Source organism: Pseudomonas sp. H1_D05, from assembly GCF_054682705.1.
This window is the reverse complement of the sequence record NZ_CP162825.1, coordinates 4,814,328-4,839,420: the sequence shown is the minus strand read 5'-3', so window position 1 is coordinate 4,839,420 and position 25,093 is coordinate 4,814,328. Positions and strand designations below refer to the sequence as shown.

Genomic DNA, 25,093 nt, shown 5'->3' with positions numbered 1-25,093 from the left:
GATGACTGTCCGCTCCTGGCCGTGGCGGTCTTTTCCGAGCGTCCGCTACTAGCCGTGTCCTGCCTGTACGGCTGGCCAGGTTGGCTGCAAATCTCACTTCAGATGAAAGTCGCTTTCCATAAAGCGCAGTCTCTCGATCGCAGCTTGAAGTCTAGGACGATCATGAGCCTACCCAGAACGCCAGAAAACCGGCCAACTTCGTTTCCGCAAATAAGTATCCACCCTTTGATTTCAGAGGCCTCCAGAGCATTAATGAATACTGCCTAGCGGAAACGAATACAAGTTAAGGCATTGAAATATATAGATTAATCTTCGGACTTGAAAACCGTCGACTGTAACAGGTCCATGAGTTCGAATCCCATCGCCTCCGCCATATTTTGTACCGACAAAGCCCTGATTATTCGGGGCTTTGTCGTTTCTGGAAGTCACGAAATTTCCGTGTCCTTCTCATCGTGTTCCATGACTTTACTGGACGTAGAAGTGAAGATCACACGTTGCACCAGACGTGTTTCAGCCCAGCACCCGCTTTCACTCCGCCGAACGCCGCATCTCCTCCCGTGTAGGCATGGTCCAGTCCGAGGCGCGTCGTTCATAAATAGAGTCGGGCTTCTGCTCTTCGTAGCTGAACATCAACAAGTAGAGCCCCAGCGCCACTGCAGCCAACAGTGCCCTGCCGATCGGATTGGCATCCCTCGGCAGTCCACCGGGGCCGATTGCTACCCAGCCCCCGCGAAGGTAAGCAAACACGGCTTGGGTAAACCACGCTTGCGCTCCTACGCATGTCCAAAACTGACTCCAGCCGCCTGTAAAGCGCCAGAACGCGCTGACCAGGGAGGCGATCACCATGACCGCCAGGATCAAATAACGAAAACGCTTGAGAGCGCTCAGAATGCGGCTGTCCTGCTCCATATCTGCCCTGTTTTCACTTCAAGAAAAAAGATCCGATTATACCGTCGAGACTGCAAATATCGGCCAGCCGCCGGCAAACAGCTCGTTAAAATTGCAGTCACTCAACCGACGTTTTTTTTCTTGTACTCGACCAACACGATCGTCATTACCTGCGCGAGGGCAAGGAGCAAGACCTGATCCTCGCCAGCGTATTCAACCCGCCCAAGCGCGGGGATGAGCGGCATAATCTCAATGACAGCCTAGGATCGGCATACTGAAGCACAGCTGGCCGCAAGGCCTGACCGTCAATAACAAGGAGTTTACTTTGCGCAAGGACTACCTCGCCTTTTTCACCTCGCTGTTTCTGTCGCGGCTGGCAGATCAGATCCTGCTGTTCATCGTGCCGTTGGTGGTGTTCCAGACCACCAACAGCGCCTCCTGGGCAGGTCTGGCGTTTTTCGTCGAATCGCTGCCGCGGTTTCTCGCGTTTCCGCCGTGCGGAGCCTTGTGCGACAAGTTTTCGCCCATCCGCATCCTGCACATCAGCCAGGTTTACCGGGCACTGCTGTGCCTGATCGCGGTGGCAATGTTTGCCCTCTTCGGCGGTATCGCCTGGGTCGTCGTGCTGTCGGCGCTGTGTGGCGTGCTGACCACCCAGGGCATCATGGCCCGCGAGGTGCTGATGCCGCATATTTTCCAGCACTACAGCTACACCAAGACGTTGTCCTATTCGCAGATCGCCGATCAGACTGGACTGGTTCTCGGGCCGCTGGTGGCTGCGCTTTTGCTGGAGGTATGGGCGTGGCATTTGGTGGTGCTGTGGGTCGCCGGGCTCTTCCTGCTGGCGGACCTGAGCATGCTGGTATGGCAACGCCTCAGCCGTATCACCCTGGAAGTGTTCGAGCAGCATTCGGACATCTGGCTGCAACCGCTGCGTATCGCTTTCGGGCATATACGTGAGCTGGCGGAACTGAAAAAAATCATCCTGTTGGCCGTCGGCGTCAATCTGATCGTCGGCGTCACGCTGGCCACTTCGGCGGCGATGGTGATCGGCGAGTTCAGTGCCGGCAAGGATGCCTACGCCGGTCTACAGGCAGCGGGCGCGGTCACCACCATCGTGATTCTGTTCTTCCTCGCCCGGGTTGAGATCCCGCAACGGTTACTGGGCGGGCTCGCTTACTCGATGATCGCCGCTGGCGCCCTCATCAGTGCACTGAGTCCGAATCTGGCCGGCTATGTGCTGGGGTTCCTGCTGATCGTCGGTTTCGACAAGATGTTCAACATTTACATGCGCAGCATCCGCCAGCGGGTGATTCCGGCCAAGGATTTTGGCAAGACCGTGGGCGTGATCACCTTGCTCAATAACCTCTCGCAACCCTTGGCGGGTTTGCTGGTGGCGCTGCTGGCCACAAACGTGGGCACACAAGGAGTGATCCTGATTCTGGCCGTGCTGACTATGCTGTTGGGCGCCGCAGCGGTATGGTGGTTTGCCGTCAGCAGAGGAACCTTGAATGCCGAAGAAACCACCGGCCCCTGAACACAAAGCCACCGCCGCAGACATCGAGCGTTCGATCCAGGCGTTGAACAAAATGGCCGAGCGCCTCTGGGGCGAAGGTCGAGAGGCCGAGGCCAAAGCCCTGCTCGATGCGCTCGATGCGTTGAACCGGGCGCTGGACAGAATCAGGATTGGCGAGAGTCGTCGGGTTATGACGCTTCACTAAGAAGCCGTGCCTAGAACCAACGTTATGAATCAGCTGTGCCCAATTGGCAGGGCCAAGGATGAAGACAGATGCGCGCGATAAAAACTTTCTTCGGCATTTTGTTGCTGCTATTCGGTTTCGACTTCACCTACGAAAAACCCCGCCGAGTCTTCACGGCGGGGTTTGTCCGATTTTGCATGGTGGTCGCTTTTGCGGAATTGCTGATACTGCATATGATTTATAACGGCCCGACGCGTTAGCTCTACGGTTTTAGAATCAGCAACGGCTCGCCCTTTTTGACGATGTAAGTCGCCAGTTCCGAACCCTTGTCCGTACCCACGTTCTTGGCCACATGCGCCACCCCTTGCGGAATAAACAGCGAATCCCCCGCCTTCAACGTCACCGGCGCCCTGCCCTCCAGTTGATATTCGAACGTGCCGCTGATCACGTAAGCGACCTCGACACCCGGGTGCGCATGCCGGGGCGAGGTCACGCCCGGTTCGAAATCGACTCGCGCCTGAATCACTTCGCGCTCGGCAGCACCGAGGTCCTCGCGCACCAGATCGGTCCGGCTCAAACCTTGTTGCCAGCTCTTGGCTGGCGCGTCAGCCGCGTGGACGATGCCGATCATTGAAGCGAGTAGCGCAGCGCTGGCCAGTAACAGTGGACGATGCATGATGTTGCCCTCTCAAACGCAGTGGTGGTGTGACCGCTACTTTGGGAGTCGCGTGTATGGCTGATGTGTCGTAAATCCCGGGTTTATTGTTCGCGTGTGTCTGCGCAGCAACTTGATACACGGCTATACAAAGGTGTCTTTGCCGGGCGGCAGTGCCAACAGCCATGTCCTGAATGCCACGATCTTCTTCGATTGCGCCGTTTCATGGGGCGCTACCAGATAAAAACCCAGCTCATCTTGCAAGCGCAGATCGAACGGAGCCACCAGACGCCCGGCCCGCAGATCGTCCTCGACATAGGTTGAACGGCCAATGCACACACCCTGCCCGTCAACCGCTGCCTGTACCGCCATCAGCGCCAGATCGAAGGTCAGGCGCGGGCCTTCGGCGAGTTGCGGCGGTTGACCGGCGGCACGCAGCCAGGCGCTCCAGTCACCGGCCGTCGCGCCACTGACTTGCAGCAATGCGTGATTGGCCAGGTCTGCGGGCGTTCGCAACGTCTTCGCCAATGCCGGACTGCATACCGGGAAAATATCATCGGACATCAGAAAATCGCCACACAACCCCTTCCAGTCGCCGCGCCCATAACGGATCGCCGCATCGATAGCGCCCTTGCGAAAATCGACTAATTCAGTCGACGCGCTGATTCGCACATCGATAGCGGGACACGCCTGCTGAAAGGACGGCAAACGCGGCAACAGCCACTTCGATGCAAACGACACCAGCGTACTGATCGTCAGCACGCTCTTATCGCGAGACGCGAGCAACTGCTCAGTCGAATGGCGCAGCTCATGAAACGCTGCACGCACACCCGGCAAATAGGCGTGCCCGTCCTCGCTCAGCACCAATCCCTCGTTGAGCCGCAAAAACAGTGGCCCGCCCAGCTCGGCTTCGAGTCGGCGGATCTGGTGACTGACAGCGGTCTGGGTGACATTGAGTTCTTCGGCAGCCTTGGTGAAGCTCATGTGCCTGGCGACCGCTTCAAAGGCGCGCAAGCCGTTCAGCGAGGGAAGTCGGACCGTCATGGTTCTGAGTGCTCATGAGATTTTGTCATACGCTAGCACCGTAAATGACCTTTGCGAAAGCCGCTTCGGCAATGGAATCTGGCGCTCTCTCTCAGCAAGGAAGTGCCATGAAACTGTATTTTGCGCCCATGACCTGTTCGCTTTCCCCGCACATTGTGCTGCGAGAACTGGGTTTGCCGTTCGAACTGGTTCGCGTCAACAACCAGAGCAAACGCACCGCCGATGGCCGCGACTTTCGCGAGATCAATCCGAAGGGCTACGTTGCAGCGCTGGTTCTGGATAACGGCGAGGTACTGACGGAAGGGCCGGCGATCCTGCAGTTTCTACTCGATCAGGTGCCCGCCAACACGCTGGCGCCACCCTTGGGTTCATGGGAGCGCACGCGTTTGCAGGAACATCTGAACTTCATCAGTACGGAAATTCACGGTGGCAGTGCACCGCTGTTCAATGCGCAGATCCCGGAATCGGTCAAAACGATTTTCCGCCACACACTGTTCAAGCGCCTCGACTACCTGAATCAGCAACTGTCGGCTCGGAACTATCTGATGAGCCAATTCGGCGTCGCCGATGCTTACCTGTTCACCGTGCTGAAGTGGCTGCCGACCTTTGCCATCGACATACAGGACTGGCCGGCACTTGCCAGCTACATGCAGCGCATCGGCGCCCGCCCCTGCGTTCTTGCAGCCATCGCGGCGGAAGCCGCGACGCAGCCGGTCTGACCGGCCTCTGTTGCCACGGAGCGGGCCATGTCGACGCTGTATCTGTAAACTGCGGCCATCTTCACTCGCTCACTCAAAGGATCAGCATGGCTAACCAAGACATCACCTTCACTCCAGATCCGGACGCCGACTCGATTTCCTCGGACGTTGCCACATTCAACGGCATCATGGTTTCCACCCAGATTCCAACCCGTGCCGACGGCAGTCTGGAACTGGGCGATATCACCGCGCAAAGCGAATGCACCCTGCAAGCGCTGAAAGTTGCGCTGGAACGTGCCGGCAGTTCGATGGATCGGGTGATGCACTTGACGATCTACCTGACCGACATGGCCGATCGCGCCGCATTCAACGAGGTGTACAAGCGCTACTTCGCCAAGCCTTGGCCGGTGCGTGCGGCGGTGGGTGTGGCGTCGCTGGCGGTTGAAGGGATGCGCGTGGAAGTCACCGCGATGGCGGCCAAAGCCTGAGCGCCACTCCTTTCAGGTCATCAGCCGCCGCCTCATAGAGGCTTAAAACCCGAGCCAAGCCTGTAAAGGCTGGCTCGCGTCTTTTCAGGATCGCTTCCGGGCTTCAAGTGGCCCAGTGGCAACAAGCGATAACTTTCCTTCCTTTACGCGATATTTTTTGACTTCACCTTGGTCTTCAAACTCAAAGTCGAAGTGGAAATTGGCGGTTATCGAACCGTTCGCGTCATTTCTCTGAAACTTAATTTTTCCCGCCTTGGCATAGATGATATTTGGGGTCATTGTGATGAGCCCTTGAACACTACTACCCAGCCCCCCTATGTCGTGTTCTCCATCGGGTAGCTCGTTATCAATAACGAACGACATTATTTCGATAATGTTGTTCGCATCCTCTCGATGGTGCGCGATAAGGCTAAAGGTTTCGGCGGATCCGAAGTACAGAGCTTTACCTTCTTGGGTTGCCTGAAATACCGGCCCGACAAGGTGCGGATGGGCAGGGTCAATCACTGCTTTGTAGTAAATTTCCGGCGCGTGGGCCCCTCTGTTCAAATTATTTTTGTTGATACCTAAATAACGAAAATGGTCTTTATCGTTCATAGCAACATGTCCTTTTCGTAATGAATGGTCGGCGAATGACTTCGTTACTATTTCCAACTTACGTCTGAACAACAACTGACAGGTCTGACAGTTGTGCGAATCCGCGAAACGTGCCAAGCGCGATTTGCAGACCATCGGTACATAGGTGCCGACATGTCGTTTCACGGGTAGAATGCGCGCCTAACCGTGACAGCCTGACTAAAAAAACTATGTCCTTGCCCAAGCATCACCTGGAATTGCTCAGCCCTGCCCGCGATGTCGCCATCGCCCGTGAGGCGATCCTGCACGGCGCCGACGCCGTGTACATCGGCGGCCCGAGCTTCGGCGCGCGCCACAACGCCTGCAACGAAGTCAGCGAAATCGCCGAACTGGTGGAATTCGCCCGCAAGTATCACGCGCGCATTTTCACCACCATCAACACCATCCTGCACGACAACGAACTGGAGCCGGCGCGCAAGCTGATCCATCAGTTGTACGACGCTGGTGTCGACGCGCTGATCGTTCAGGATCTGGGCGTGATGGAGCTGGACATTCCGCCGATCGAGCTGCACGCCTCGACGCAGACCGACATCCGCACCCTTGAGCGAGCGAAGTTCCTCGATCAGGCCGGTTTCTCGCAACTGGTATTGGCCCGTGAGCTGAACCTGCAGGAAATCCGCGCGATCGCCGACGAAACCGACGCCGCCATCGAGTTCTTCATTCACGGCGCGTTGTGCGTGGCCTTCTCCGGTCAGTGCAACATTTCCCACGCGCAAACCGGGCGCAGCGCCAACCGTGGCGACTGCTCGCAGGCTTGCCGCTTGCCGTACACCCTCAAAGATGAAAAGGGTGGCGTGATCGCCTACGAAAAACACCTGCTGTCGATGAAAGACAACAACCAGAGCGCCAACATCCGCGCCCTGGTTGAAGCCGGTGTGCGCTCGTTCAAGATCGAAGGTCGCTACAAGGACATGGGTTACGTGAAGAACATCACCGCCTATTACCGCCAGCGCCTCGACGACGTGCTCGAAGATCGCCCGGACCTAGCCCGCGCGTCCAGCGGCCGCACCGCGCACTTCTTCCTGCCCGACCCGGAAAAGACTTTCCACCGTGGTAGCACCGACTACTTCGTCACCGATCGCAAGATCGACATCGGCGCTTTCGATTCGCCGACCTTCACCGGCCTGCCAGTCGGCACCGTCGAGAAAGTCGGCAAACGCGACATGCAGGTCGTCACCCAGGAGCCGCTGTCCAACGGCGACGGTTTGAACGTGCTGGTCAAGCGCGAAGTGGTCGGTTTCCGCGCCAACATCGCCGAAGCCAAAGGCGAGTTCGAAGAAGACGGCGAGAAGCGCTACCGCTATCGCGTCGAGCCGAACGAGATGCCCGAAGGCTTGTACAAGCTGCGCCCGAACCACCCGTTGAATCGCAACCTCGATCACAACTGGCAACAGGCGCTGCAGAAGACTTCTTCCGAGCGTCGCGTGGCCCTGAGCTGGGTCGCTCGTCTGCGTGAAGAACAGCTGGAAGTGACTGCCACCAGTGAAGAAGGCATCAGCGCCAGCGTCACCCTCGCCGGTCCGTTCGGCGTGGCCAACAAGCCTGAGCAAGCGCTCGAACAGCTGCGCGATCTGCTCGGCCAGCTCGGCACCACGCAGTACCACGCCACCGACGTCAAGCTGGATGCGCCACAGGCGTTCTTCATCCCCAACTCGCAGCTCAAGTCGCTGCGTCGTGAAGTGATCGAAGCCCTGACCGCTGCCCGTGTCGCCGCTCATCCGCGTGGCGGCCGTAAAGCCGAAACCAGCCCGCCGCCGGTGTATCCGGATTCGCACCTGACCTTCCTCGCCAACGTCTATAACCAGAAGGCGCGCGACTTCTACCACCGTCACGGCGTGAAGCTGATCGACGCTGCGTACGAGGCTCACGAAGAGCCGGGCGAAGTGCCGGTGATGATCACCAAGCACTGTCTGCGCTTCTCTTTCAACCTGTGCCCGAAACAGGCGAAAGGCGTGACCGGCGTGCGCACCAAGGTTGCACCGATGCAGTTGATCCACGGCGATGAAGTGCTGACGCTGAAGTTCGATTGCAAGCCGTGCGAAATGCACATCATCGGCAAGATGAAAGGCCACATCCTCAACCTGCCGCAACCGGGCAGCGTGGTCGGCCACATCAGCCCCGAAGACCTGATGAAAACCATCCCGCGCGCACCGCACTGAGTGGATGACGTGCGCGGTGCTTCGGCGCCGCGCACGCCTGCCCTGCACCACCGGGCTAAATCGCAGGCATAAAAAAACGCCAACTTCTTGCGAAGTTGGCGTTTTTTTCGAATATGGCAGGGGCGGCTGGATTCGAACCAACGCATGGCAGGATCAAAACCTGCTGCCTTACCGCTTGGCGACGCCCCTACTGCTCTTTCCAGCTACTCCGTTAGTTTCGCTGTGAGAACGGGGCGCAATTTACCAAGGTTTTTTTGCTTTGGGAAGCGCGAAGTGAAATATTTTTTGTTTTAAAACAGCGACTTAATATTTTGGCCTGAATCAGGTCCAGGGGGAGTCGGTTTCGCCGCCGTGTATCACACTGTGTACGCCCCCCCGCCGCGACACATCGACTTTCAACAAAGCCGTTCTTCGACACAGGCCAGATACGTCTCCGCGCTCAAATGCACTCAAGGTTTCAGGTGTTCATTCAGAACCCTTGGCCAAAGGCTCGCAAAGGAGACGTCACCATGAAGATGGCACTGCACACCCGCAAAACTGCATTCGGCTTGTCGATTCTGGCTGTGGCGCTGTTCGGCGCTTTTGGCAGCGCTCAGGCGCAAACCACTGAACCGGCCGCCGTCAGCTATTCCGCGCCCTCACCCTTCGGCCCGCTCAAGCATGTGAAGGCTGGCGTGCTTGACGTCGCCTATGCCGAAACCGGCCCAGCAGACGGCCCGGTGGTGATCCTGTTGCACGGTTGGCCCTACGACATTCACAGCTACGATGAAGTCGCGCCGCTGCTCGCGGCCAAGGGTTATAGGGTGTTGATGCCGTATGCGCGCGGTTATGGCGATACGCAGTTCCTCTCCAAAGACACCCTGCGCAACGGTCAACCAGCGGCGCTGGCCAGTGATGTCATCGACTTCATGGATGCGCTGAAGATCAAACAAGCGGTGCTCGGTGGTTATGACTGGGGCGCGCGTTCGGCGGACATCGTTTCGGCGCTGTGGCCGGAACGCGTGAAGGCATTGGTTTCGGTCAGCGGTTATCTGATCGGCAATCAGGCCGCCGGGCAAAACCCGCTGCCGCCCAAGGCTGAATTGCAGTGGTGGTATCAGTTCTACTTCGCTACCGACCGTGGTCGTGCCGGTTACGAGAAAAACACTCACGACTTTGCCAAGCTGATCTGGCAACTGGCCTCGCCGCAGTGGAAATTTGACGACGCCACGTTCGATCGCAGTGCCAAAGCGCTGGAGAACCCCGATCACGTCGACATCACCGTGTTCAACTACCGCTGGCGTTTAGGCCTGGTTCAGGGTGAAGCGAAATACGCCGCGCTGGAACAGAAGCTCGCTACCGCGCCGTCGATCAACGTGCCGACCATTACCCTCGAAGGCGATGCCAACGGCGCGCCGCACCCGACGCCGGAGGATTACGCCAAGCGTTTTACCGGCAAGTATCAGTTCCGCTTGATCAATGGCGGGATCGGGCACAACTTGCCGCAGGAGGATCCGCAGGCGTTTGCCAAAGCGGTGATTGATGCGGATCACCTGTAGAAACAAAAAGGCAGTCAGCCGCTCAGGCTGACTGCTTGATTATTTGAGGGTGGAGGGATGGTCACGTTTTGCAGATGCTTTGCCTGAACGGACGCCATCGCGAGCAGGCTCACTCCTACAGGGGGAACGCATTTCAAATGTAGGAGTGAGCCTGCTCGCGATCACGCCCGACCAGACACCCTCAACCCCGACTAACGTGCGCGATCACTCGGTTGGCACAACCAGATCCAGCGCCTTGTTCACCGCCAACTCCCCCAACATGACCACTTGCGCAATACCCAGCAGGGTATGACGATTTGCGCCCTCCAGCATTCCGGCAAAATTACCGAGCATGACCGACGCGGACGCCAGGGAGCCGCAAGCATTGGTCAGCAGCGACTCCGTGTCTGCTTGCGGGTTGGCCATGAACAGAGCATTGGGCGTATAGGGTGTGGCCATGATCGCGGCAGGCAACAGGTAATGGTCGAGTGCACGCTCTGCCGCTTCGTGGAGCTTTCTTGAATTGGGCGAGGCGTACGGCGATATCAGGTCAGTGACCGGTGGTTCGGGTGGCTGGGACATCAGCTGAAACTCCAGACAAGAACCGTTGGCGGCTCTTTGATAGAAGGCGTGAAGCGCCGCGATTACAGACGCTTCTGTGCAATGAGGGAGCGAGCCCCCTCACCCATCTGCTCCGCGACTAGTGCGGCAAGCGCTGGTTGTCCAGAACTCGGCCGACCACCAGCTCGCTGAGCATGATCACCTGTTGCAGGATCAGCATCTTTTTGCGCTGTGAGGGTTCTATCGAATCGGCGAGTTCACGGGCCATGTCAGTGGCGGAGGACAAGGTTTCAGTGGCTTCGACGAGCAGGGTTTCGTTATCCACTGTGGGGTCGATGAGGTAGATCTTGCCGGTCTTGCGGGTGGGTACTGAGGTCTTCAGCGCTGAGGGGTTGAGATAGAAGTTGATCGCGCGGTCGGTGGCCTCTTTGATGTTTTGAGGTTCGAGTGCGGCGTCGTAGGGGATTGGATCGGTTTCTGGCGGGTTTGGCGTAATTTTGAACATAGATGACACTCGCTTAGCAAAAAATAAGGAGCCATCACTCACGCTACCAAACGAGGTGGTGACCATTGCGCAGGTTGGTAGACCGGTCTAAGCGAGTAAACCCCGGCGCTCCCGAAGGAGCCCCACGCATGGCCACCATAAAAAACCGAGCCCCGAAAAGAGACTGCATATAGCGGCGCATAACGCTTAGAAAACGGGCTACCAAACCCGATCACTGTTTTGCAGTGACAGGGAAACGATACAGCCCGCCTCAAGGCGCGTAAGCCGGCGGATTCTGGCGTACGCGTAGGCAACGGCGCAAGGTGTTGTAGCCGTTATGGCGTAACAGTGCGTGTAAGTTAAACGTGCGTGGGTGATAGCGTTTAAAAGCCCCTCACCCTAGCCCTCTCCCAGAGGGAGAGGGGACTGACCGGGGTGTTTGGGAGAGCTACGCCGACGTGGGATACCGAGGTGAATTTTGGTGACGAAGCGGTTGGTGCCGCCTGCAAGTTCCCTCACCCTAGCCCTCTCCCAAAGGGAGAGGGAACTGACCGGCTGTTTGGGGGAGGTACGCCGACGTGGGATACCGAGGTGAACTCAGGTGGGTGACGGCTTGGGTTATTTGACCAGGCGTTTTTCTTTGGAAGGTCTGTAGCCGAAATATGAGCTGTAGCATTTGCTGAAATGGCTTGGGGAAACGAAGCCGCACGCGACCAGCACTTCCACTTGTGAAAGCTCAGTGTGCTGCAACAACCGTCGCGCTTCGGTGATGCGCAGTTCCAGGTAATAGCGCTGCGGCGTGGTGCCCAGTTGCTCCTTGAACAAGCGCTCCAACTGCCGACGAGAACGGCCGGCATACACCGCCAGTTGCTCCAGCTCCAGCGGCTCTTCCAGATTGGCATCCATCAGCTTCACCACTTCACGCAACGGCGCACTGACGCAGATGTTCTCGTCTGGTTTGATGCGCCGGTAACGCGATTCCTCGAAGGCGAGGATGTCTTCGATCCCTTCGACCAGGGCTTTGCCGTGCAGACTCTTGATCCAGTCCAATGCCATGTGGAAAGCGCCGGACGGACTCGATGCCGTGAGCCGGTCGCGGTCGATCACGTAAGGCTCACTGCTGACATGGGTGGTTTTGGCGATTTCAGTCAGCGCCGGGCGATGTTCCGGGTGGATCGCGCAGCGATAGCCGTCGAGCAATCCGGCGCGGCCGAGGAACCACGAACCGTTCCACAACCCGGCGAGGCTGATGCCCCGCTCCGCTGCAACCTGAAGCAAATGAATAAACTCCTCACTCGCCCGCAACTCAGTGCGATACCCGCCACACACCACCAGCAGATCCAGTTGCGCCAGCGCGGCTGAATCCAGACGTGCGTCAGGGCGGATGACCAGCCCCAGATCACTGATGACTTCGCCGTCGCCCAAACCAAACGTGCGCGAGGAAAACAGCCCCGGACGCAGCAGGTTGGTGGTGACAACGGTGTCCAGTGCTTGGGTAAACGCCGGTAGCGAAAAGTGTTCGAGCAGCAGAAAACCGGTGCGGGTCATGCGCGTTTCATCCGCGCTTTGCTCATTCAGATAGCGGAGGTTTTTCCCCTTCATGCCTCCGCTGAATTGGCGTCGTTCGATCAAGTTGTGGTCCATCGGTCATGTTGTTGTGCGCCGATAGTTGGCTTGATCCGCCAAAGAGTCAATCACGCCGGTGAATGGCGAACAGTTTCAGTGGGGGGTTGTCCGCCAATCCATCTCTGACTCAAACAGCCGAGAAAACCCCGGCGCCTAAACGCCCCTCAAGACGCCCACACAGCACGTAGTGCTGATAGCCGCTGGAGAACGATCCTTGGGAAATCGCGATCCTGACATCGTCATTCAATCGAAGGTACTGGGCTTCATCAAAGTTTTCTGCGCTGACTTCGCCCGCACGCCCGAGACGCTCGCTGTCCACCGTGAGACCCTGGCTGGCGAAGTGCTCGAAATCGATGATGCGATTCACCGCGTGCCGCTCCAGCACACCCTGATTGGGATGCATCGAGTAGATATGCAGGCCCTTACTGGCGCAGCGGTCGCACATGTCGACACAGTTTTTCTGCGTCGATTTACGCCGCGTCAGCTCTTCAAGCGGCATGTCGAGGTACTTGCCAACCTGATACTCGGTCTGATTGAAGATCGTGCAGCAAAGCACCGTGTTGCCATTGCAGTCGATGACCAGCCAGTCATCCTTGAGCGTGCACGCCATCTTGGGAAATTGCTGGATGACGTTGACGAGATCGTCGTACGGCGGCAATGCGAGGCGTTTCAGGGTGTCAATGTCCGTAGCCGTGACAGACGGGTCACGCTCGACAATGGCCAGTGTCTTCTCCAGCGGCATCATCACCGAATACCCGGTGGTGAAGATGAAGCCAAGACGCTCACTGAACGCGCGCATCAGTGATTCTTCTTCGATGTTATCCAGGTAGCGGTGATAGTAAACATCCACACGGGTTCTCAGACCCAGGCGCTGTTTGATCTCCTGCAGGGCGATCATGTTTTGTTTTACAACTTCGATATCGCCGCCGACATGGCCCTTTTCGTAGGTCTTCTGGTAAAAACCCGAGAGCGAAATACGGAAGTAACTCGGCTCGGCCATCAGGGCCTTTTCCATATTCTTGGCGAGATTAAGGTTGGTGCTGATACCGCTGCCCATGCCGGCAGCATTAATGATCTCGATAAATTCGCCAATTTTTGGATGAATCAGCGGCTCGGTCCAGTTATAGAGGTAGATGGTGTCGACGCCCTCTGTCTTGGCCTTATCGACAATCTGCTTGAACATGTCGAGCTGCATGGCTTTTTTGAAATTGAGATTTTCCGAGTTGCCCATTGGGCAAGACGGGCAGCTCAGATTGCACGCACCGACGATATCGATGTACATATTCATGCGGGTGAAGCTCCTAGAATTGAAAGCCATGCATCTCATCACTACGGGCTTTCAAGTCGCCTGATTGTGTTGGTATTTTGACGGCACTGGCACAGCAGCTAGCAATAACTGCACCACAATGCTTCTACGCCATTAACTCAACGACCCAATCGATGAACACGCGCAATTTCAGGCTGACATGCCGGTTCGGCGGATAAGCAATGTAGAGCGGCATCGGCGCGAGTTTCCAGTCTTCGAACAGCGGCACCAGCTCGCCACGCGCTTGATGGGCGGCAGACATGTATTTGGGTAACCACAGCACGCCCATGCCCGCCAGACCTGCCGCGAGATAAGCGTTGCCGTCATCGACTGCCAATACGTGCCGTCCCTTGATTTGCAGGTTTTCAGTGGCGTTGTGCAAGGCATATGGCACCGGTTTGCCGGTGCGTGCCCAGAGAAAACCGACCACGCGATGGTGGCTGTCTTCCAGGTCTCTCGGGTGCGCGGGGATGCCCGCGCGCGCCAGGTATTGCGGTGCGGCAAACACCCCCAACTGCAGATCGGCGACCTTGCGTGCCATCAGCGACAGGTCCATGAGTTCGCCGCCGCGCACCACGCAATCGACGTTCTCATCAATGATGTCGACGATACGGTCACTGACGCCCATGTCGATCTGGATATCCGGATAGCGCGCGTGAAACTCAGGCAGGGCCGGCACCAGAATCAACCGTGCGAGCGGACTCGGGACGTCCACTCGCAGCCGGCCCGAAGGTGATGCCGCCGCGCTCTGGCAGGCTGGTTTCGGCATCATCGAGGTCGGCGAGCAAGCGGATCACGCGTTGGTAATACGCCGCGCCATCGGCGGTGACGTTGACCTTGCGCGTGGTGCGATTGAGCAACTTGACCCGCAGGCGCGCCTCCAGTTGCTGAACCAGTTGGGTCACGGTGGTCTTGCTCATGTGCAAGGTTTCCGCCGCTTTGGTGAAACTCCCCGCCTCGACCACTCGGGCGAAGGCCTGCATTGCGTCAAAACGGTCCAAGGTGTGCCCTCGATTGTTTGGATTTCACAAACAGTGAACGCCAAGCTTGCGCGTTTATCGCTGGCCTGCAAATACCTACAGTGGCTCCATCAACTCAAATGAAGGAGACACTCCCATGACTCAGCGCGATGTTGTTTTTCCATCCGCACGCCGCACGCTTTACGAACGCCACCGTTACTCGCCCGCCATTCGCTCCAACGGTTTTCTGTTTGTCTCAGGACAGGTCGGCAGCACCGAGGACGGCACGCCGGAGCCGGACCTGAAAAACCAGGTGCGTCAGGCGTTCACTAACCTCAATGCAATCCTTGCAGAGGCCGGTGCCAGCTTCGATGACGTGGTCGATGTCACCGTGTTCATCGTCGACCCACCGTCGAAATTCGAGACGATCTGGAATGTGGTGCTGACCGAGTTCTGGGGCGAGGCGCCGCATCCGACGGTGACGGCGGTTGGTGTGACGTGGCTGTATGGGTTTGATTTCGAGATCAAGGTGATTGCCAGGTTGCCGTAAATATCCGGACACACCCATTCGTTTGCCATTTCAGAGGTCGTCTGTTTGCATGCTGCCCCACATCAGCATTCAGATCAGGGAGAGGATCGATGAACATTTTGGTCGTGGGTGCCAGTAAAGGCTTGGGCCGAGCTTTTATCGAAGGTTTGGGTAACGCGGGAGACACACTGATTGGTGTGTCCCGCACGCGTCCCGAAGGTTTGGTGTGCGAGGCAGAGCATCCAGTACGCTGGGTGGAAGCCGATCTGATGAATCCGGCCAAAGCCGCGCACGCCATCGAGCATGCGGTCGTCGACGATGGGCTGGATACGCTGATCTACAACCTCGGTATCTGGGAAGAGTCGGCTTTCGATCCAGCCTATGACTTTCTCGACAGTCCGGACGACGAATTGCAAGCCATCGTCAGTTGCAACATCAGCGCAACAATCCTGTTGATCAAACGCCTGCTTCCGCTTCTGCTGAAAAGCCCCCTTCCCAGAATCATCCTCACCGGATCGACTTCAGGCCTGCCGCAAAGCGGGCGTCCGGAAGTCGCCTTCGGCGCCTCCAAATTCGCCCTGCGCGGGATTGCCGATACGCTGCGCGAAGGCTACCGGCAGCAGCGTCTGGCGGTGACTTGCCTGAATCTGGGGTATCTCAACACCGAGGATCGGCTGAGCACGCCGCGAGATCTGGCTGCGCAGCGTGGCGAGGGTCAGCTGATTCCAGTTCACGATGTCGTTCAGGTGGTGCGCATGATTCTGAGTCTGTCTTCGGCCAGCTACGTCAAGGAACTCACCCTGCCGGCAATCCTCGACGAACGCTTTTGACCGTTCCTGCCCTGATGGCGCTGGCCTTTACGCGTGCGAATACGTATAACCTCGCCGATTCGTCTACCCTCACGTTGCGCCCTGGTTCAGCACTTCACACTTTTTGACGCTCACGAAACGGAGAATTCCATGCTCAAACGTACACTGGCACTGACCGCCGGCCTGGCCCTGTCCTTTTCTACTTTGGTGGTGCAAGCCGCTGACGTTTTGCGCGTCAGCGCGATTCCCGATGAAGCCCCGACCGAGTTGCTGCGCAAGTTCGAACCACTGGGTGCTTATCTGGAGCAGCAACTGGGCATGAAGGTGCAGTTCGTGCCGGTGGCCGACTACCCGGCAGTGGTTGAAGCACTCGCGACCGATCGCCTCGACATGGCCTGGCTCGGCGGTTTCACGTTCGTGCAGGCACGTTTGAAAACTGACGCAACGACGCCGGTCATTCCGTTGGTGCAGCGTGAACAGGATGCACAGTTCACCAGCAAATTCATCACCGCTGACCCCAATGTACATAGCCTCGCCGACCTGAAGGGCAAGACCTTCGCTTTCGGTTCGGTGTCGTCGACTTCCGGCAGCCTGATGCCGCGTTACTTCATGCTGAAAAACGACAACATCAAGCCTGAGGGCTATTTCAGCCGTGTCGCCTACTCCGGCGCCCACGACGCCACCGTGGCCTGGGTGCAGGCTGGCAAGGTTGACGCCGGTGTGCTGAACGCCAGTGTCTGGCAGAAACTGGTTGACGCCGGCAAGGTCGACACTAACAAGGTCAAAGTCTTCGCTACCACCCCGACCTACTTCGATTACAACTGGACTGTGCGCGGCACCCTCGACCCGGCACTGGCCGCGAAGATCAAAAAAGCCTTCCTTGATCTGAACCCGGCCAACCCTGAGCAGAAGAAGATTCTTGATCTGCAGGCCGCCAGCCGCTTCATCGAGACTAAACCCGAGAACTACAAGGGCATCGAGGAAGCCGCCCGCGCCGCCGAACTACTGAAATGACCCTACGCCTCAAACAAGGCAACCTGCGCCACGCCAATGGAGTCGACGCCCTGCGCGGTGTCAACTTGCAGATTGGCGTCGGCGAACAGGTCGCCATCATTGGCCCGTCCGGGGCCGGAAAATCGAGTTTGCTCAACCTGCTGGCCACCGCCCTGCGGCCCAGCAGTGGCGAGATTGAAGTGCTGGGCGAACGCGCCTGGCACTTGTCCGCCCGCCTGCGTCAGCGTCTGCGCGCGCGGATCGGCCTGGTGCATCAGGCGCCGCCACTGCCACCGCGTCAGCGCGTGGTGACGGCGGTGCTGGCCGGCAAGCTCGGCCAATGGAGTCTGGGTAAAAGTCTTTTGAACCTGTTGCATCCGCTGGATGTGGCCGGTGCACGCGCGGCGTTGGCGCGACTGGACCTGGGCGACAAATTATTCGCGCATTGCCAGCAATTGTCTGGCGGCCAGTTGCAACGCGTCGGTATCGCCCGCGTGTTGTATCAGGCGCCGGAAATCCTCTTGGCCGACGAACCGGTGTCAGCCATGGACCCGGTCATGGCCGGGCACACGCTGTCGATCCTCTCGCGACATGCCCGCGAACGTAACGTCACGCTGGTGGCGAGCTTGCATGCGGTGGATCTGGCGCTGTCGCACTTCCCGCGAATCATCGGTCTGCGCGACGGGCAGATTCTGTTCGACAGCGCCTCCGCTCAAGTCAGCCCCGAGATGCTCGACGCGCTGTACGCCAACGAAAAGCTGCAATCGCCGACAGCTGCGTTGGCGCCTTTGACTGTGCAGATTCCACGATGCTGAAAGCCGATTCACGCGATCCCGCTGCATGGCCACGTCTGCTGCTGACGTTGCTGGCGATTGCTTTGCTGTGGCCGGGCATTCAGCTCAGCGAGCTGAATCTGGGCGTATTGCTCCCCGACAGCCAGAATGAAATGGGCCGTTTTGTCGCGCAGTTCTGGCCACCGGCGCACGACGAAGCGTTTCTGCAGTTACTGCTCAAAGCCACCCTGCAAACTCTGGCCATCGCCACCGCCGGCATGGCTCTGGCGCTGGTGTTGGCGATACCGGCGGGCCTGGTCGCCAGTCGTGCGCTGTCGCTGTCTGCCGCGTCACGCGGTGGCGTGCCGAGCCGACTGGGGCGTCTGTTGCGCTGGCCGGTGCGCGGACTGTTGATTTTCCTGCGCAGCGTGCCGGAAATCGTCTGGGCGCTGCTGTTTGTGCGCGCCGTAGGGTTGGGGCCGGCGGCCGGTGTGCTGGCCATCGCCATCACCTACAGCGGCATGCTCGGCAAAGTCTATGCGGAGATTTTTGAATCGACCGATCAGCGTCCGGCGCACGCACTGTTGCAGGCTGGCAGCGGGCGTCTGGCGGCGTTTGCTTACGGCACGTTGCCCAACGTCGGGTCAGAACTGCTCTCGTACACGGTCTATCGCTGGGAATGCGCGATCCGCGCGTCAGTGGTGATGGGGTTTGTCGGTGCGGGAGGTCTGGGTCAGCAGATCGACCTGTCGATCCGCATGTTCGCCGGCGGTGAAGTCGCCAGTATTCTGCTGTGCTTCCTGGTGCTGGTATTGGCCGCCGACCAACTCAGCCGCTTGCTGCGCTGGAGGCTGACATGAACCGGCTGATCAACTTGCTGCTGATCGCCGGTATTGCGCTGGCGGTCATCGCGTCTTTCGCTTATCTGGGGCTTGATCTGGGTGAGGTGTGCAGCGCCACCAGCCTCAAGCAGATGGGCGCGTATGTGCAGCGTTTTCTCAGCCCGGACTTGAGCGCGGATTACCTGAAAGCCATCTTGCATGGTTCGATGGAAACTCTGGCGATGTCGGCCCTCGGCACCCTGCTCGCTGCTGTGTTCGGCATCGTTCTCGCCCTGCCCGCCGCCGGGCGTTTCGGCTGGCCACTGCAAAGTGCCTCGCGCCTGCTGCTCAATGCCTTGCGGGCGATACCGGAACTGGTCTGGGCCGCGCTGATGGTGCTCGCCGCCGGCCTCGGCCCGAACGCCGGTACCCTCGCCCTCGCCCTGCACACCACCGGGGTGCTCGGTCGTTTGTTCGCCGAAGCCTTGGAAAACACGCCACCGCAACCGGCCGAAGCCATTCGCTTGCAGGGCGGCAACCCGATTCTGGCCTTCTGCTACGGCACCCTGCCGAACCTTGCGCCACAACTGCTCGCCTACGTTCTGTACCGCTGGGAAAACAACATCCGCATGGCCAGCGTGCTCGGCTTTGTCGGCGCTGGCGGATTGGGACAGATGCTCTATGTGAGCCTCAGCCTGTTTCAGGAAGCGCAAGCCAGCACGGTGATTCTGGCGATGCTGGTGCTGGTGTTTGTGGTCGACTGGTTGAGTGCGTGGAGCCGGCAACGCTGGGTCAAGGCCTAGTACGCAGGCTGGCGAGTGGATATCTGGCAGAAGCTGATTATGCTTCAGGAAAGCTTGCACATTTGCGCGATGGCGGCACTGTGCAAGCTTCACGCAACAGCGCTTCCGGCATATGCCACAAGGCCAGAGTGAGACGAGCAATAACGGGGGACTCCGGCCTACAACAATAAGCACGACGGAGAACACCCATGGCCACAACCTACACAACGTCCACCGGCAGTCCACCGCGCAGCGGCGGCATCACCAAGGAAGAGCGCAAGGTCATCTTCGCTTCGTCCCTTGGCACGGTTTTCGAGTGGTACGACTTTTATCTCTACGGTTCACTGGCGGCGATCATCGCCAAGCATTTCTTTGCCGGTGTCAACGAAACCACCGCGTTTATCTTCGCCCTGCTCGCCTTCGCCGCCGGGTTTGCCGTGCGGCCGTTCGGGGCGATTGTGTTTGGCCGGCTCGGCGACATGATCGGGCGCAAACACACGTTTCTCATCACCATCGTGATCATGGGCGTGTCGACCGCGATAGTCGGTCTGTTGCCCGGCTACGCGACCATCGGCGTCGCCGCACCGGTCATTCTGATCACCCTGCGCTTGCTGCAAGGCCTGGCGCTCGGCGGCGAGTATGGCGGCGCCGCGACCTACGTGGCCGAGCACGCGCCACGCAACGAGACGCGGGTTCTTCACCTCGTGGATTCAAACCACCGCGACCCTCGGCCTGTTTCTGTCGCTGCTGGTGATCCTCGCCTGCCGCACGGCGCTGGGCACTGAAGCCTTCGAAGCCTGGGGTTGGCGGATTCCGTTTCTGTTGTCGATCCTGCTGCTGATCGTTTCGGTGTACATCCGCCTGCAACTGAGCGAGTCGCCGGTGTTCCAGAAAATGAAGGCCGAAGGCAAGGCGTCGAAAGCGCCGCTGACAGAATCCTTCGCGCGCTGGGACAACCTCAAAGTGGTGATCATGTCGCTGCTTGGCGGCACGGCCGGGCAAGCGGTGGTCTGGTACACCGGGCAGTTCTACGCGTTGTTCTTCCTGCTGCAAACGCTGAAGATCGACCCGCAAACCGCCAACCTGTTGATCGCCGGTTCGCTGCTGATCGGCACGCCGTTCTTCGTGATTTTCGGCAGCCTCTCCGACCGCATCGGGCGCAAGCCGATCATCATGGTCGGGTGCATGCTGGCGGCGCTGACGTACTTCCCGATCTTCCACGCGCTAACCCAGTACGGTAACCCTGATGTGTTTATCGCCCAGGAGAAGAACCCGGTCAAAGTGATCGCCAACCCGGATCAGTGCTCGTTCCAGTTCGACCCGGTGGGGAAGGCCAAATTCACCAGTTCCTGCGACCTGGCGAAGACCCTGCTGGCAAAACGGGCGATCCCGTATGAGAACGTGATTGCCGAGCCGGGCACCGTCGCACAAGTGCGCATCGGCGATAAAGTCGTCGAGAGTTTCGAAGGCAGCGCCCTGCCGGCCGCCGACTTCAAGACCCGCAACGATGCGTTCACCGCGACTCTCGGCACCGCGCTCAAGGAAGCCGGTTATCCGGAGAAAGCCGACCCGGCGAAAACCAACTACCCAATGGTGTTGCTCCTGCTGACCGTGCTGGTGATCTACGTGACCATGGTTTACGGCCCTATTGCCGCGTGGCTGGTCGAGCTGTTCCCGACCCGCATCCGCTATACCTCGATGTCGCTGCCGTATCACATCGGTAACGGCTGGTTTGGTGGCTTCCTGCCGACGGTGGCGTTTGCCATGGTCGCCGCGACCGGGGATATCTATTACGGCTTGTGGTATCCGATCGTGATTGCGGTGATGACAGCGATACTGGGCACGTTCTTCCTGCCGGAAACCAAGGATCGCGACATTCTCAAGGATTGAACACCGTGCGCGCCCTCTCCATCGCGGGAGGGCGCCATTCGGCATGACCTGGCAAAAATATCGAACGCCTGCCGCACTGCCTGCCTCCAATGTTTACACCACTGGAGGTCAGCAAAATGAACAGCGACGATAAAACCCCGCACGCCCCGCCCACCGATACGTCCGGCAAACCGGTAAACGTTGTCGAGCGCGATCTTGAAGACCGGGACGATGACAGCGCAGCCGTGGATGAAGTCATCACGCCCTCGTCCACAAGAGTGAAGGAGCAGGACGCCGAGACGCTGCAGCGCAAGATCGATGAGATAGAGCGCAAAGTGGCCGATGGTAATTAGTGGTATTGAAGGAGATCGCGGCAGTCTGTTCGATCTACCCCCTCACCCCAGCCCTCTCCCCCAGGGGGCGAGGGGGAAAGGGAGCCGATCTGTGTGTTCTTTAAATCTTGCGTTCAACTCGGTATTTCAAGTCGGCGTTACTTGCACAAATACCTCGGTCAGTCCCCTCTCCCTCTGGGAGAGGGCTAGGGTGAGGGTTTCTTCGCCGGGTTGAGTTTCACGGCCGCACATATCTGCTCCCAATCGGCCGTCAGCGTCGCCAGCGCCAAGGCATTGCCCAGCGCCGCGCCGCTGGCGGTATTGTCGAAAATGCACCAGGTCGTGGCACCTGCAGCGGTCGCTGACAGCAAGGCGTGTGCGAGGTGTTGCAGATAAGGTGAATCGTAGGCGCTGTGGTAAATGCGCGGTGAGCCGTGCAGGCGCCAATACTGGGTGCCCGCCCAGCCGGCTGGCGAAATATCACGGCGGATGCGCGAAGGATCGACTGCTGCTTGGGCGATCTGATGAGTCATTAATATCGGCTCGGCGCTGACCCACGATTCATGCCTTGGCTCAAGCACCACCGCGCCGGAGAACCGCTCGCGCAATGTCGTGAAAAAGGTTTCGGCGATGGCGGCGTCAAACGCCAGCGAAGGTGGTAACTGCACCAGCAAGCAGCCCAAGCGTTCGCCCAGACCGCCGCATTCAGCCAGAAACCTGTCCAGCGCCGCCTCGCAACCTGCCAGGCGTAACTCATGGGTGATGTGTTTGGGCGTTTTCACCGAAAACCGGAAGGCCTCCGGTACACCATCGGCCCAACGCTCATAGGTTTGCCGGCGATGCGGACGGTAGAACGAGCTGTTGATTTCCACGCCGTTGAGTCGCGTGGCGTAGCGTTGCAAATGCGTGCCCTCCAAGGGAAATACCGGCCAGTGTTCGCGCCCCAGACTCCAGCCGGCACAACCGATGAAAATCAAAAGCACACCTCCGGGTTTCTCCTGCCTGATCGTTCCTACGCTCTGCGTGGGAACGATCAAACCTGTGCGTTTACCGGTTATTTTTTCCCGGGTAACACCGCGCCGAGCACCTGTTTGGCGGTTTGCACGATCACCCCGGCTTCATCCGGATCGCCCTTGAGCAATGTCGTGGCGAATTTCTTCGCCTGCTCAAGCTTGATGTGCGGCGGCAAGGGCGGCACGTTCGGGTCGGTCTTGAACTCGATCACCACCGGCACTTCCGAGGCCAATGCCTTTTCCCAGGCTGCGGCGACGTCTTCTTCGCGATCGACAAAAATGCCTTTCAGGCCAATGGAAATGGCGAACAAGTGGTAAGGCACGTCCGGGATACTTTGCGAGGCTTCGAACTTCGGATCGCCCTCCATCACCCGCTGCTCCCACGTGACCTGATTGAGATCCTCGTTGTTGAACACCGCACAGATCCATTTCGGACTCGCCCACTGCCGCCAGTATTTGGCGACGGTGATCAGTTCGGCCATGTTGTTCATCTGCATTGCGCCATCGCCCACCAGCGCAATCACCGAACGCTCGGGATAAGCAAACTTCGCGGCAATCGCGTAGGGCACTGCGGCGCCCATGGACGCCAGGCCACCAGACAACGAGCACTGCATGCCACGGCGGATTTTCAGGTCACGGGCGAACCAGTTGGCGCAGGAGCCAGAGTCGCTGGTGATGATGGCCTCATCGGGCAAGCGTGGCGACAGCTCATAGACCACCCGTTGCGGGTTGACCGGGTCGGCTTTGGCCATGGCGCGTCTTTCGAGGGTTTTCTCCCAACTGCTGCGCCAACCTTCGATTTTCTTGCGCCACTTGTTGGAGGTTTTCTGTTCGAGCAGTGGCAATAAAGCGGCGAGGGTTTCCGCCGAGTCGCCGACCAGATTGACTTCCATCGGATAACGCAGGCTGAGCATGTCCGGCTGCAAATCGATCTGCACACCGCGCGCCTGACCTTCCTTGGGCAGAAATTCCGAGTACGGAAAACCCGAACCGATCATCAGCAAAGTGTCGCATTCGTTCATCAGTTTGTAGCTCGGTTCGGTGCCGAGCAGGCCGATGCTGCCGGTGACCCAAGGCAGATCGTCCGGCAACGCGGCTTTGCCCAATAATGCCTTGGCGACGCCGGCACCGAGTTTTTCCGCCACGGCGATGACTTGATCGGTCGCCTGCAATGCCCCGGCGCCAACCAGAATGGCGACCTTCTCGCCCGCGTTCAAAACCTCGGCGGCACGCTGCAGATCCTCGTCATAAGGCAGCACTTTGGGTTTCGTGTAACCCACCCCGGAATGCGCGGTGCCATGGGCGCGCGCCGGTGCTTCGTATTTCAATTCCTGCAAATCGTTTGGCAGAATCAGCGCCGTTACCCGCCGTTCGCCCACGGCCGTGCGCACTGCGCGATCGAGCAAATGCCGCACCTGCGAAGGCGCCGACGCCTGCTGCACAAATGCCCCGGCGACATCCTTGAACATCGACACCAGATCCAGCTCTTGCTGGTAGTGACTGCCCAGCGCCGTGCGTGCCTGCTGGCCGACAATGGCCAGCACCGGCATGTGGTCCATGCGCGCGTCATAGAGGCCGGTGATCAGGTGCGAGGCGCCGGGGCCGGAAGTGGCAATGCACACCCCCAGCTCACCGGTGAACTTGGCGTGTGCCGAGGCCATGAACGCGGCCATTTCTTCATGCCGCGCCTGAACGAATTCGATTTTGCCCTTGGCCCGACTGAGCGCGCCGAACACGCCGTTGATGCCGTCACCCGGATAACCAAAAATTCGCGTAACGCCCCATTCACTGAGCCGCTCGACCAGAAAATCTCCCACTGTCATCGTCATCTCGATCCTCGTCTTTCTCCGCTGCATGGAGCTGTCCCGGCAGCACATCCGCCGAGAGGTCTAAGGGTCTGGACAGTTGGGTTGTTGGCGAAGTTTCGATTGGTTTCCTCAGGCCAATCCTTGTTTGTTTTTCTGAGTCCCCCACAAGACCTGTCGATCGGTGGTGAGGCCACTCGCGAGCAGGCTCGCTCCCACAGGGAATTGAGTTGCAAATGTGGGAGCGAGCCTGCTCGCGAAGTCGGTAGAACAGACACTGATGACGCGGAGGCTTTCAACGATGCGGATGCACCGTGAACGCCACCAGTTTGATCACGATCGGCCGCACGACCAGGATGCACAGGAACGCCACCGGCATCGCCAGCTTGTAAGCGTGCAAGGCATTACCCAAGTAATCATTATCAATGCCCGAATTGGCAGCGGTGATCACCAACGACATCAGGAACGCCATGATCGTCGCCATGTACAACGCAAACACATACGGGGTGGCGCGCGGCGACAGCTTGCGTCGGCTAAGGATCAGTGCTTCGGAGCTTGTTGGTTGATTCATAAGGCGCTTCCATCCATTGACAGGGAGACCGCACGTTAGCAAAGCCGGTCTGCCGCAACTAGACGCTCAGTCGCAGGT

The 25,093-nt window shown here is 58.7% G+C and carries 25 protein-coding genes, 1 tRNA gene and 2 pseudogenes; 15 read left to right on the top strand and 13 right to left on the bottom strand.

Annotated elements, in window-relative coordinates; genetic code table 11:
* Positions 1–528 precede the first annotated feature (528 nt).
* On the bottom strand, positions 529–909 hold the full coding sequence (locus AB4O11_RS21880; RefSeq protein WP_099759015.1) for a hypothetical protein: 381 nt from the start codon (positions 907–909) through the stop codon (positions 529–531).
* A gap of 149 nt (positions 910–1,058) precedes the next feature.
* Between AB4O11_RS21880 and AB4O11_RS21875 the strand changes: the two genes are divergently transcribed.
* From AB4O11_RS21875 to AB4O11_RS21865, 3 genes are read left to right on the top strand one after another with little or no spacing between them, the layout of a single operon-like run.
* Positions 1,059–1,166 (top strand): hypothetical protein, encoded by a 108-nt coding sequence (locus tag AB4O11_RS21875; RefSeq protein WP_460092206.1) that lies wholly within the window; start codon positions 1,059–1,061, stop codon positions 1,164–1,166.
* A 47-nt stretch (positions 1,167–1,213) separates the two neighbouring features.
* Positions 1,214–2,425 (top strand): MFS transporter, encoded by a 1,212-nt coding sequence (locus tag AB4O11_RS21870; protein ID WP_460128500.1) that lies wholly within the window; start codon positions 1,214–1,216, stop codon positions 2,423–2,425.
* The gene (locus AB4O11_RS21865) at positions 2,400–2,609 is read left to right on the top strand and encodes a hypothetical protein (protein WP_194935924.1); all 210 of its coding nucleotides are present in this window, start codon (positions 2,400–2,402) and stop codon (positions 2,607–2,609) included. Before AB4O11_RS21870 ends, AB4O11_RS21865 begins: the two co-directional genes overlap by 26 nt.
* Positions 2,610–2,850: 241 nt before the next feature.
* Here AB4O11_RS21865 and AB4O11_RS21860 read toward each other — a convergent pair whose 3' ends face one another.
* Both AB4O11_RS21860 and AB4O11_RS21855 read right to left on the bottom strand, forming a co-directional pair.
* Entirely contained in the window at positions 2,851–3,264 is a 414-nt protein-coding gene (locus AB4O11_RS21860; RefSeq protein WP_460128498.1) for a cupin domain-containing protein, read from the bottom strand.
* 123 nt (positions 3,265–3,387) lie between these two features.
* Entirely contained in the window at positions 3,388–4,287 is a 900-nt protein-coding gene (locus AB4O11_RS21855; RefSeq protein WP_460128496.1) for a transcriptional regulator GcvA, read from the bottom strand.
* Positions 4,288–4,394: 107 nt separating this feature from the next.
* On the opposite strand from AB4O11_RS21855, the gene gstA reads away from it, so the two are divergent.
* Positions 4,395–5,006 carry a glutathione transferase GstA gene (gene gstA / locus AB4O11_RS21850; protein ID WP_093433103.1) on the top strand — a complete coding sequence of 204 codons (612 nt, stop codon included), beginning with the start codon at positions 4,395–4,397 and terminating at the stop codon, positions 5,004–5,006.
* A gap of 86 nt (positions 5,007–5,092) precedes the next feature.
* The gene (locus AB4O11_RS21845; RefSeq protein ID WP_093433106.1) at positions 5,093–5,473 is read left to right on the top strand and encodes a RidA family protein; all 381 of its coding nucleotides are present in this window, start codon (positions 5,093–5,095) and stop codon (positions 5,471–5,473) included.
* 84 nt (positions 5,474–5,557) lie between these two features.
* Here the strand turns inward: AB4O11_RS21845 and AB4O11_RS21840 are convergent, their stop codons facing one another.
* Entirely contained in the window at positions 5,558–6,067 is a 510-nt protein-coding gene (locus tag AB4O11_RS21840) for a hypothetical protein (RefSeq protein WP_093433109.1), read from the bottom strand.
* 209 nt (positions 6,068–6,276) lie between these two features.
* Between AB4O11_RS21840 and AB4O11_RS21835 the strand changes: the two genes are divergently transcribed.
* Positions 6,277–8,265, top strand: coding sequence for a peptidase U32 family protein (locus AB4O11_RS21835; RefSeq protein WP_320336892.1), 1,989 nt, complete (start codon positions 6,277–6,279; stop codon positions 8,263–8,265).
* Positions 8,266–8,379: 114 nt separating this feature from the next.
* Here the strand turns inward: AB4O11_RS21835 and AB4O11_RS21830 are convergent.
* Positions 8,380–8,454 (bottom strand) — tRNA-Gln (locus AB4O11_RS21830).
* 320 nt (positions 8,455–8,774) lie between these two features.
* Here AB4O11_RS21830 and AB4O11_RS21825 point away from each other — a divergent pair.
* Positions 8,775–9,803 (top strand): alpha/beta fold hydrolase, encoded by a 1,029-nt coding sequence (locus AB4O11_RS21825; protein WP_460128493.1) that lies wholly within the window; start codon positions 8,775–8,777, stop codon positions 9,801–9,803.
* Positions 9,804–10,007: 204 nt separating this feature from the next.
* Here AB4O11_RS21825 and AB4O11_RS21820 read toward each other — a convergent pair whose 3' ends face one another.
* From AB4O11_RS21820 to AB4O11_RS21800, 5 genes and pseudogenes are all read right to left on the bottom strand, one after another.
* On the bottom strand, positions 10,008–10,364 hold the full coding sequence (locus AB4O11_RS21820) for a DUF6124 family protein (protein ID WP_099759009.1): 357 nt from the start codon (positions 10,362–10,364) through the stop codon (positions 10,008–10,010).
* A 118-nt stretch (positions 10,365–10,482) separates the two neighbouring features.
* Positions 10,483–10,848, bottom strand: coding sequence for a DUF6124 family protein (locus AB4O11_RS21815; protein ID WP_093433121.1), 366 nt, complete (start codon positions 10,846–10,848; stop codon positions 10,483–10,485).
* Positions 10,849–11,445: 597 nt separating this feature from the next.
* Positions 11,446–12,471, bottom strand: coding sequence for a GlxA family transcriptional regulator (locus tag AB4O11_RS21810; RefSeq protein ID WP_460090756.1), 1,026 nt, complete (start codon positions 12,469–12,471; stop codon positions 11,446–11,448).
* A 109-nt stretch (positions 12,472–12,580) separates the two neighbouring features.
* Positions 12,581–13,741 carry a radical SAM/SPASM domain-containing protein gene (locus AB4O11_RS21805; RefSeq protein WP_460090755.1) on the bottom strand — a complete coding sequence of 387 codons (1,161 nt, stop codon included), beginning with the start codon at positions 13,739–13,741 and terminating at the stop codon, positions 12,581–12,583.
* A gap of 124 nt (positions 13,742–13,865) precedes the next feature.
* A pseudogene (locus AB4O11_RS21800) lies at positions 13,866–14,760 on the bottom strand (LysR family transcriptional regulator).
* Between the two features lie 115 nt (positions 14,761–14,875).
* Between AB4O11_RS21800 and AB4O11_RS21795 the strand changes: the two are divergent.
* The 8 genes and pseudogenes from AB4O11_RS21795 to AB4O11_RS21760 all read left to right on the top strand — a co-directional run bounded on the left by AB4O11_RS21795 (position 14,876) and on the right by AB4O11_RS21760 (position 21,647).
* Positions 14,876–15,268: a RidA family protein gene (locus tag AB4O11_RS21795; RefSeq protein ID WP_116255582.1), complete on the top strand. Its 393-nt coding sequence runs from the start codon at positions 14,876–14,878 to the stop codon at positions 15,266–15,268.
* 89 nt (positions 15,269–15,357) lie between these two features.
* Positions 15,358–16,077 (top strand): SDR family NAD(P)-dependent oxidoreductase, encoded by a 720-nt coding sequence (locus AB4O11_RS21790; RefSeq protein ID WP_460090753.1) that lies wholly within the window; start codon positions 15,358–15,360, stop codon positions 16,075–16,077.
* Positions 16,078–16,206: 129 nt separating this feature from the next.
* Positions 16,207–17,070, top strand: coding sequence for a putative selenate ABC transporter substrate-binding protein (locus AB4O11_RS21785; RefSeq protein ID WP_093433140.1), 864 nt, complete (start codon positions 16,207–16,209; stop codon positions 17,068–17,070).
* Entirely contained in the window at positions 17,067–17,864 is a 798-nt protein-coding gene (locus tag AB4O11_RS21780) for a phosphonate ABC transporter ATP-binding protein (protein ID WP_460128489.1), read from the top strand. Before AB4O11_RS21785 ends, AB4O11_RS21780 begins: the two co-directional genes overlap by 4 nt.
* Entirely contained in the window at positions 17,858–18,682 is an 825-nt protein-coding gene (locus AB4O11_RS21775; RefSeq protein ID WP_093433144.1) for a PhnE/PtxC family ABC transporter permease, read from the top strand. Before AB4O11_RS21780 ends, AB4O11_RS21775 begins: the two co-directional genes overlap by 7 nt.
* Positions 18,679–19,446, top strand: a complete 768-nt coding sequence (phnE, locus tag AB4O11_RS21770; protein WP_460128486.1) for a phosphonate ABC transporter, permease protein PhnE — start codon at positions 18,679–18,681, stop codon at positions 19,444–19,446. Before AB4O11_RS21775 ends, phnE begins: the two co-directional genes overlap by 4 nt.
* Positions 19,447–19,634: 188 nt before the next feature.
* Positions 19,635–21,315: pseudogene (locus tag AB4O11_RS21765) on the top strand (MFS transporter).
* A 116-nt stretch (positions 21,316–21,431) separates the two neighbouring features.
* Positions 21,432–21,647 (top strand): hypothetical protein, encoded by a 216-nt coding sequence (locus AB4O11_RS21760; RefSeq protein WP_460090751.1) that lies wholly within the window; start codon positions 21,432–21,434, stop codon positions 21,645–21,647.
* Positions 21,648–21,832: 185 nt separating this feature from the next.
* On the opposite strand, the gene AB4O11_RS21755 is transcribed toward AB4O11_RS21760, so the two are convergent.
* From AB4O11_RS21755 to AB4O11_RS21745, 3 genes are all read right to left on the bottom strand, one after another.
* Complete coding sequence (locus tag AB4O11_RS21755) at positions 21,833–22,603, bottom strand: DUF72 domain-containing protein (protein ID WP_460092205.1); 771 nt, start codon at positions 22,601–22,603, stop codon at positions 21,833–21,835.
* 77 nt (positions 22,604–22,680) lie between these two features.
* Complete coding sequence (locus tag AB4O11_RS21750; RefSeq protein WP_460128483.1) at positions 22,681–24,468, bottom strand: thiamine pyrophosphate-requiring protein; 1,788 nt, start codon at positions 24,466–24,468, stop codon at positions 22,681–22,683.
* Between the two features lie 271 nt (positions 24,469–24,739).
* Positions 24,740–25,015, bottom strand: a complete 276-nt coding sequence (locus AB4O11_RS21745; protein WP_460128481.1) for a DUF2798 domain-containing protein — start codon at positions 25,013–25,015, stop codon at positions 24,740–24,742.
* Positions 25,016–25,093: the final 78 nt, after the last annotated feature.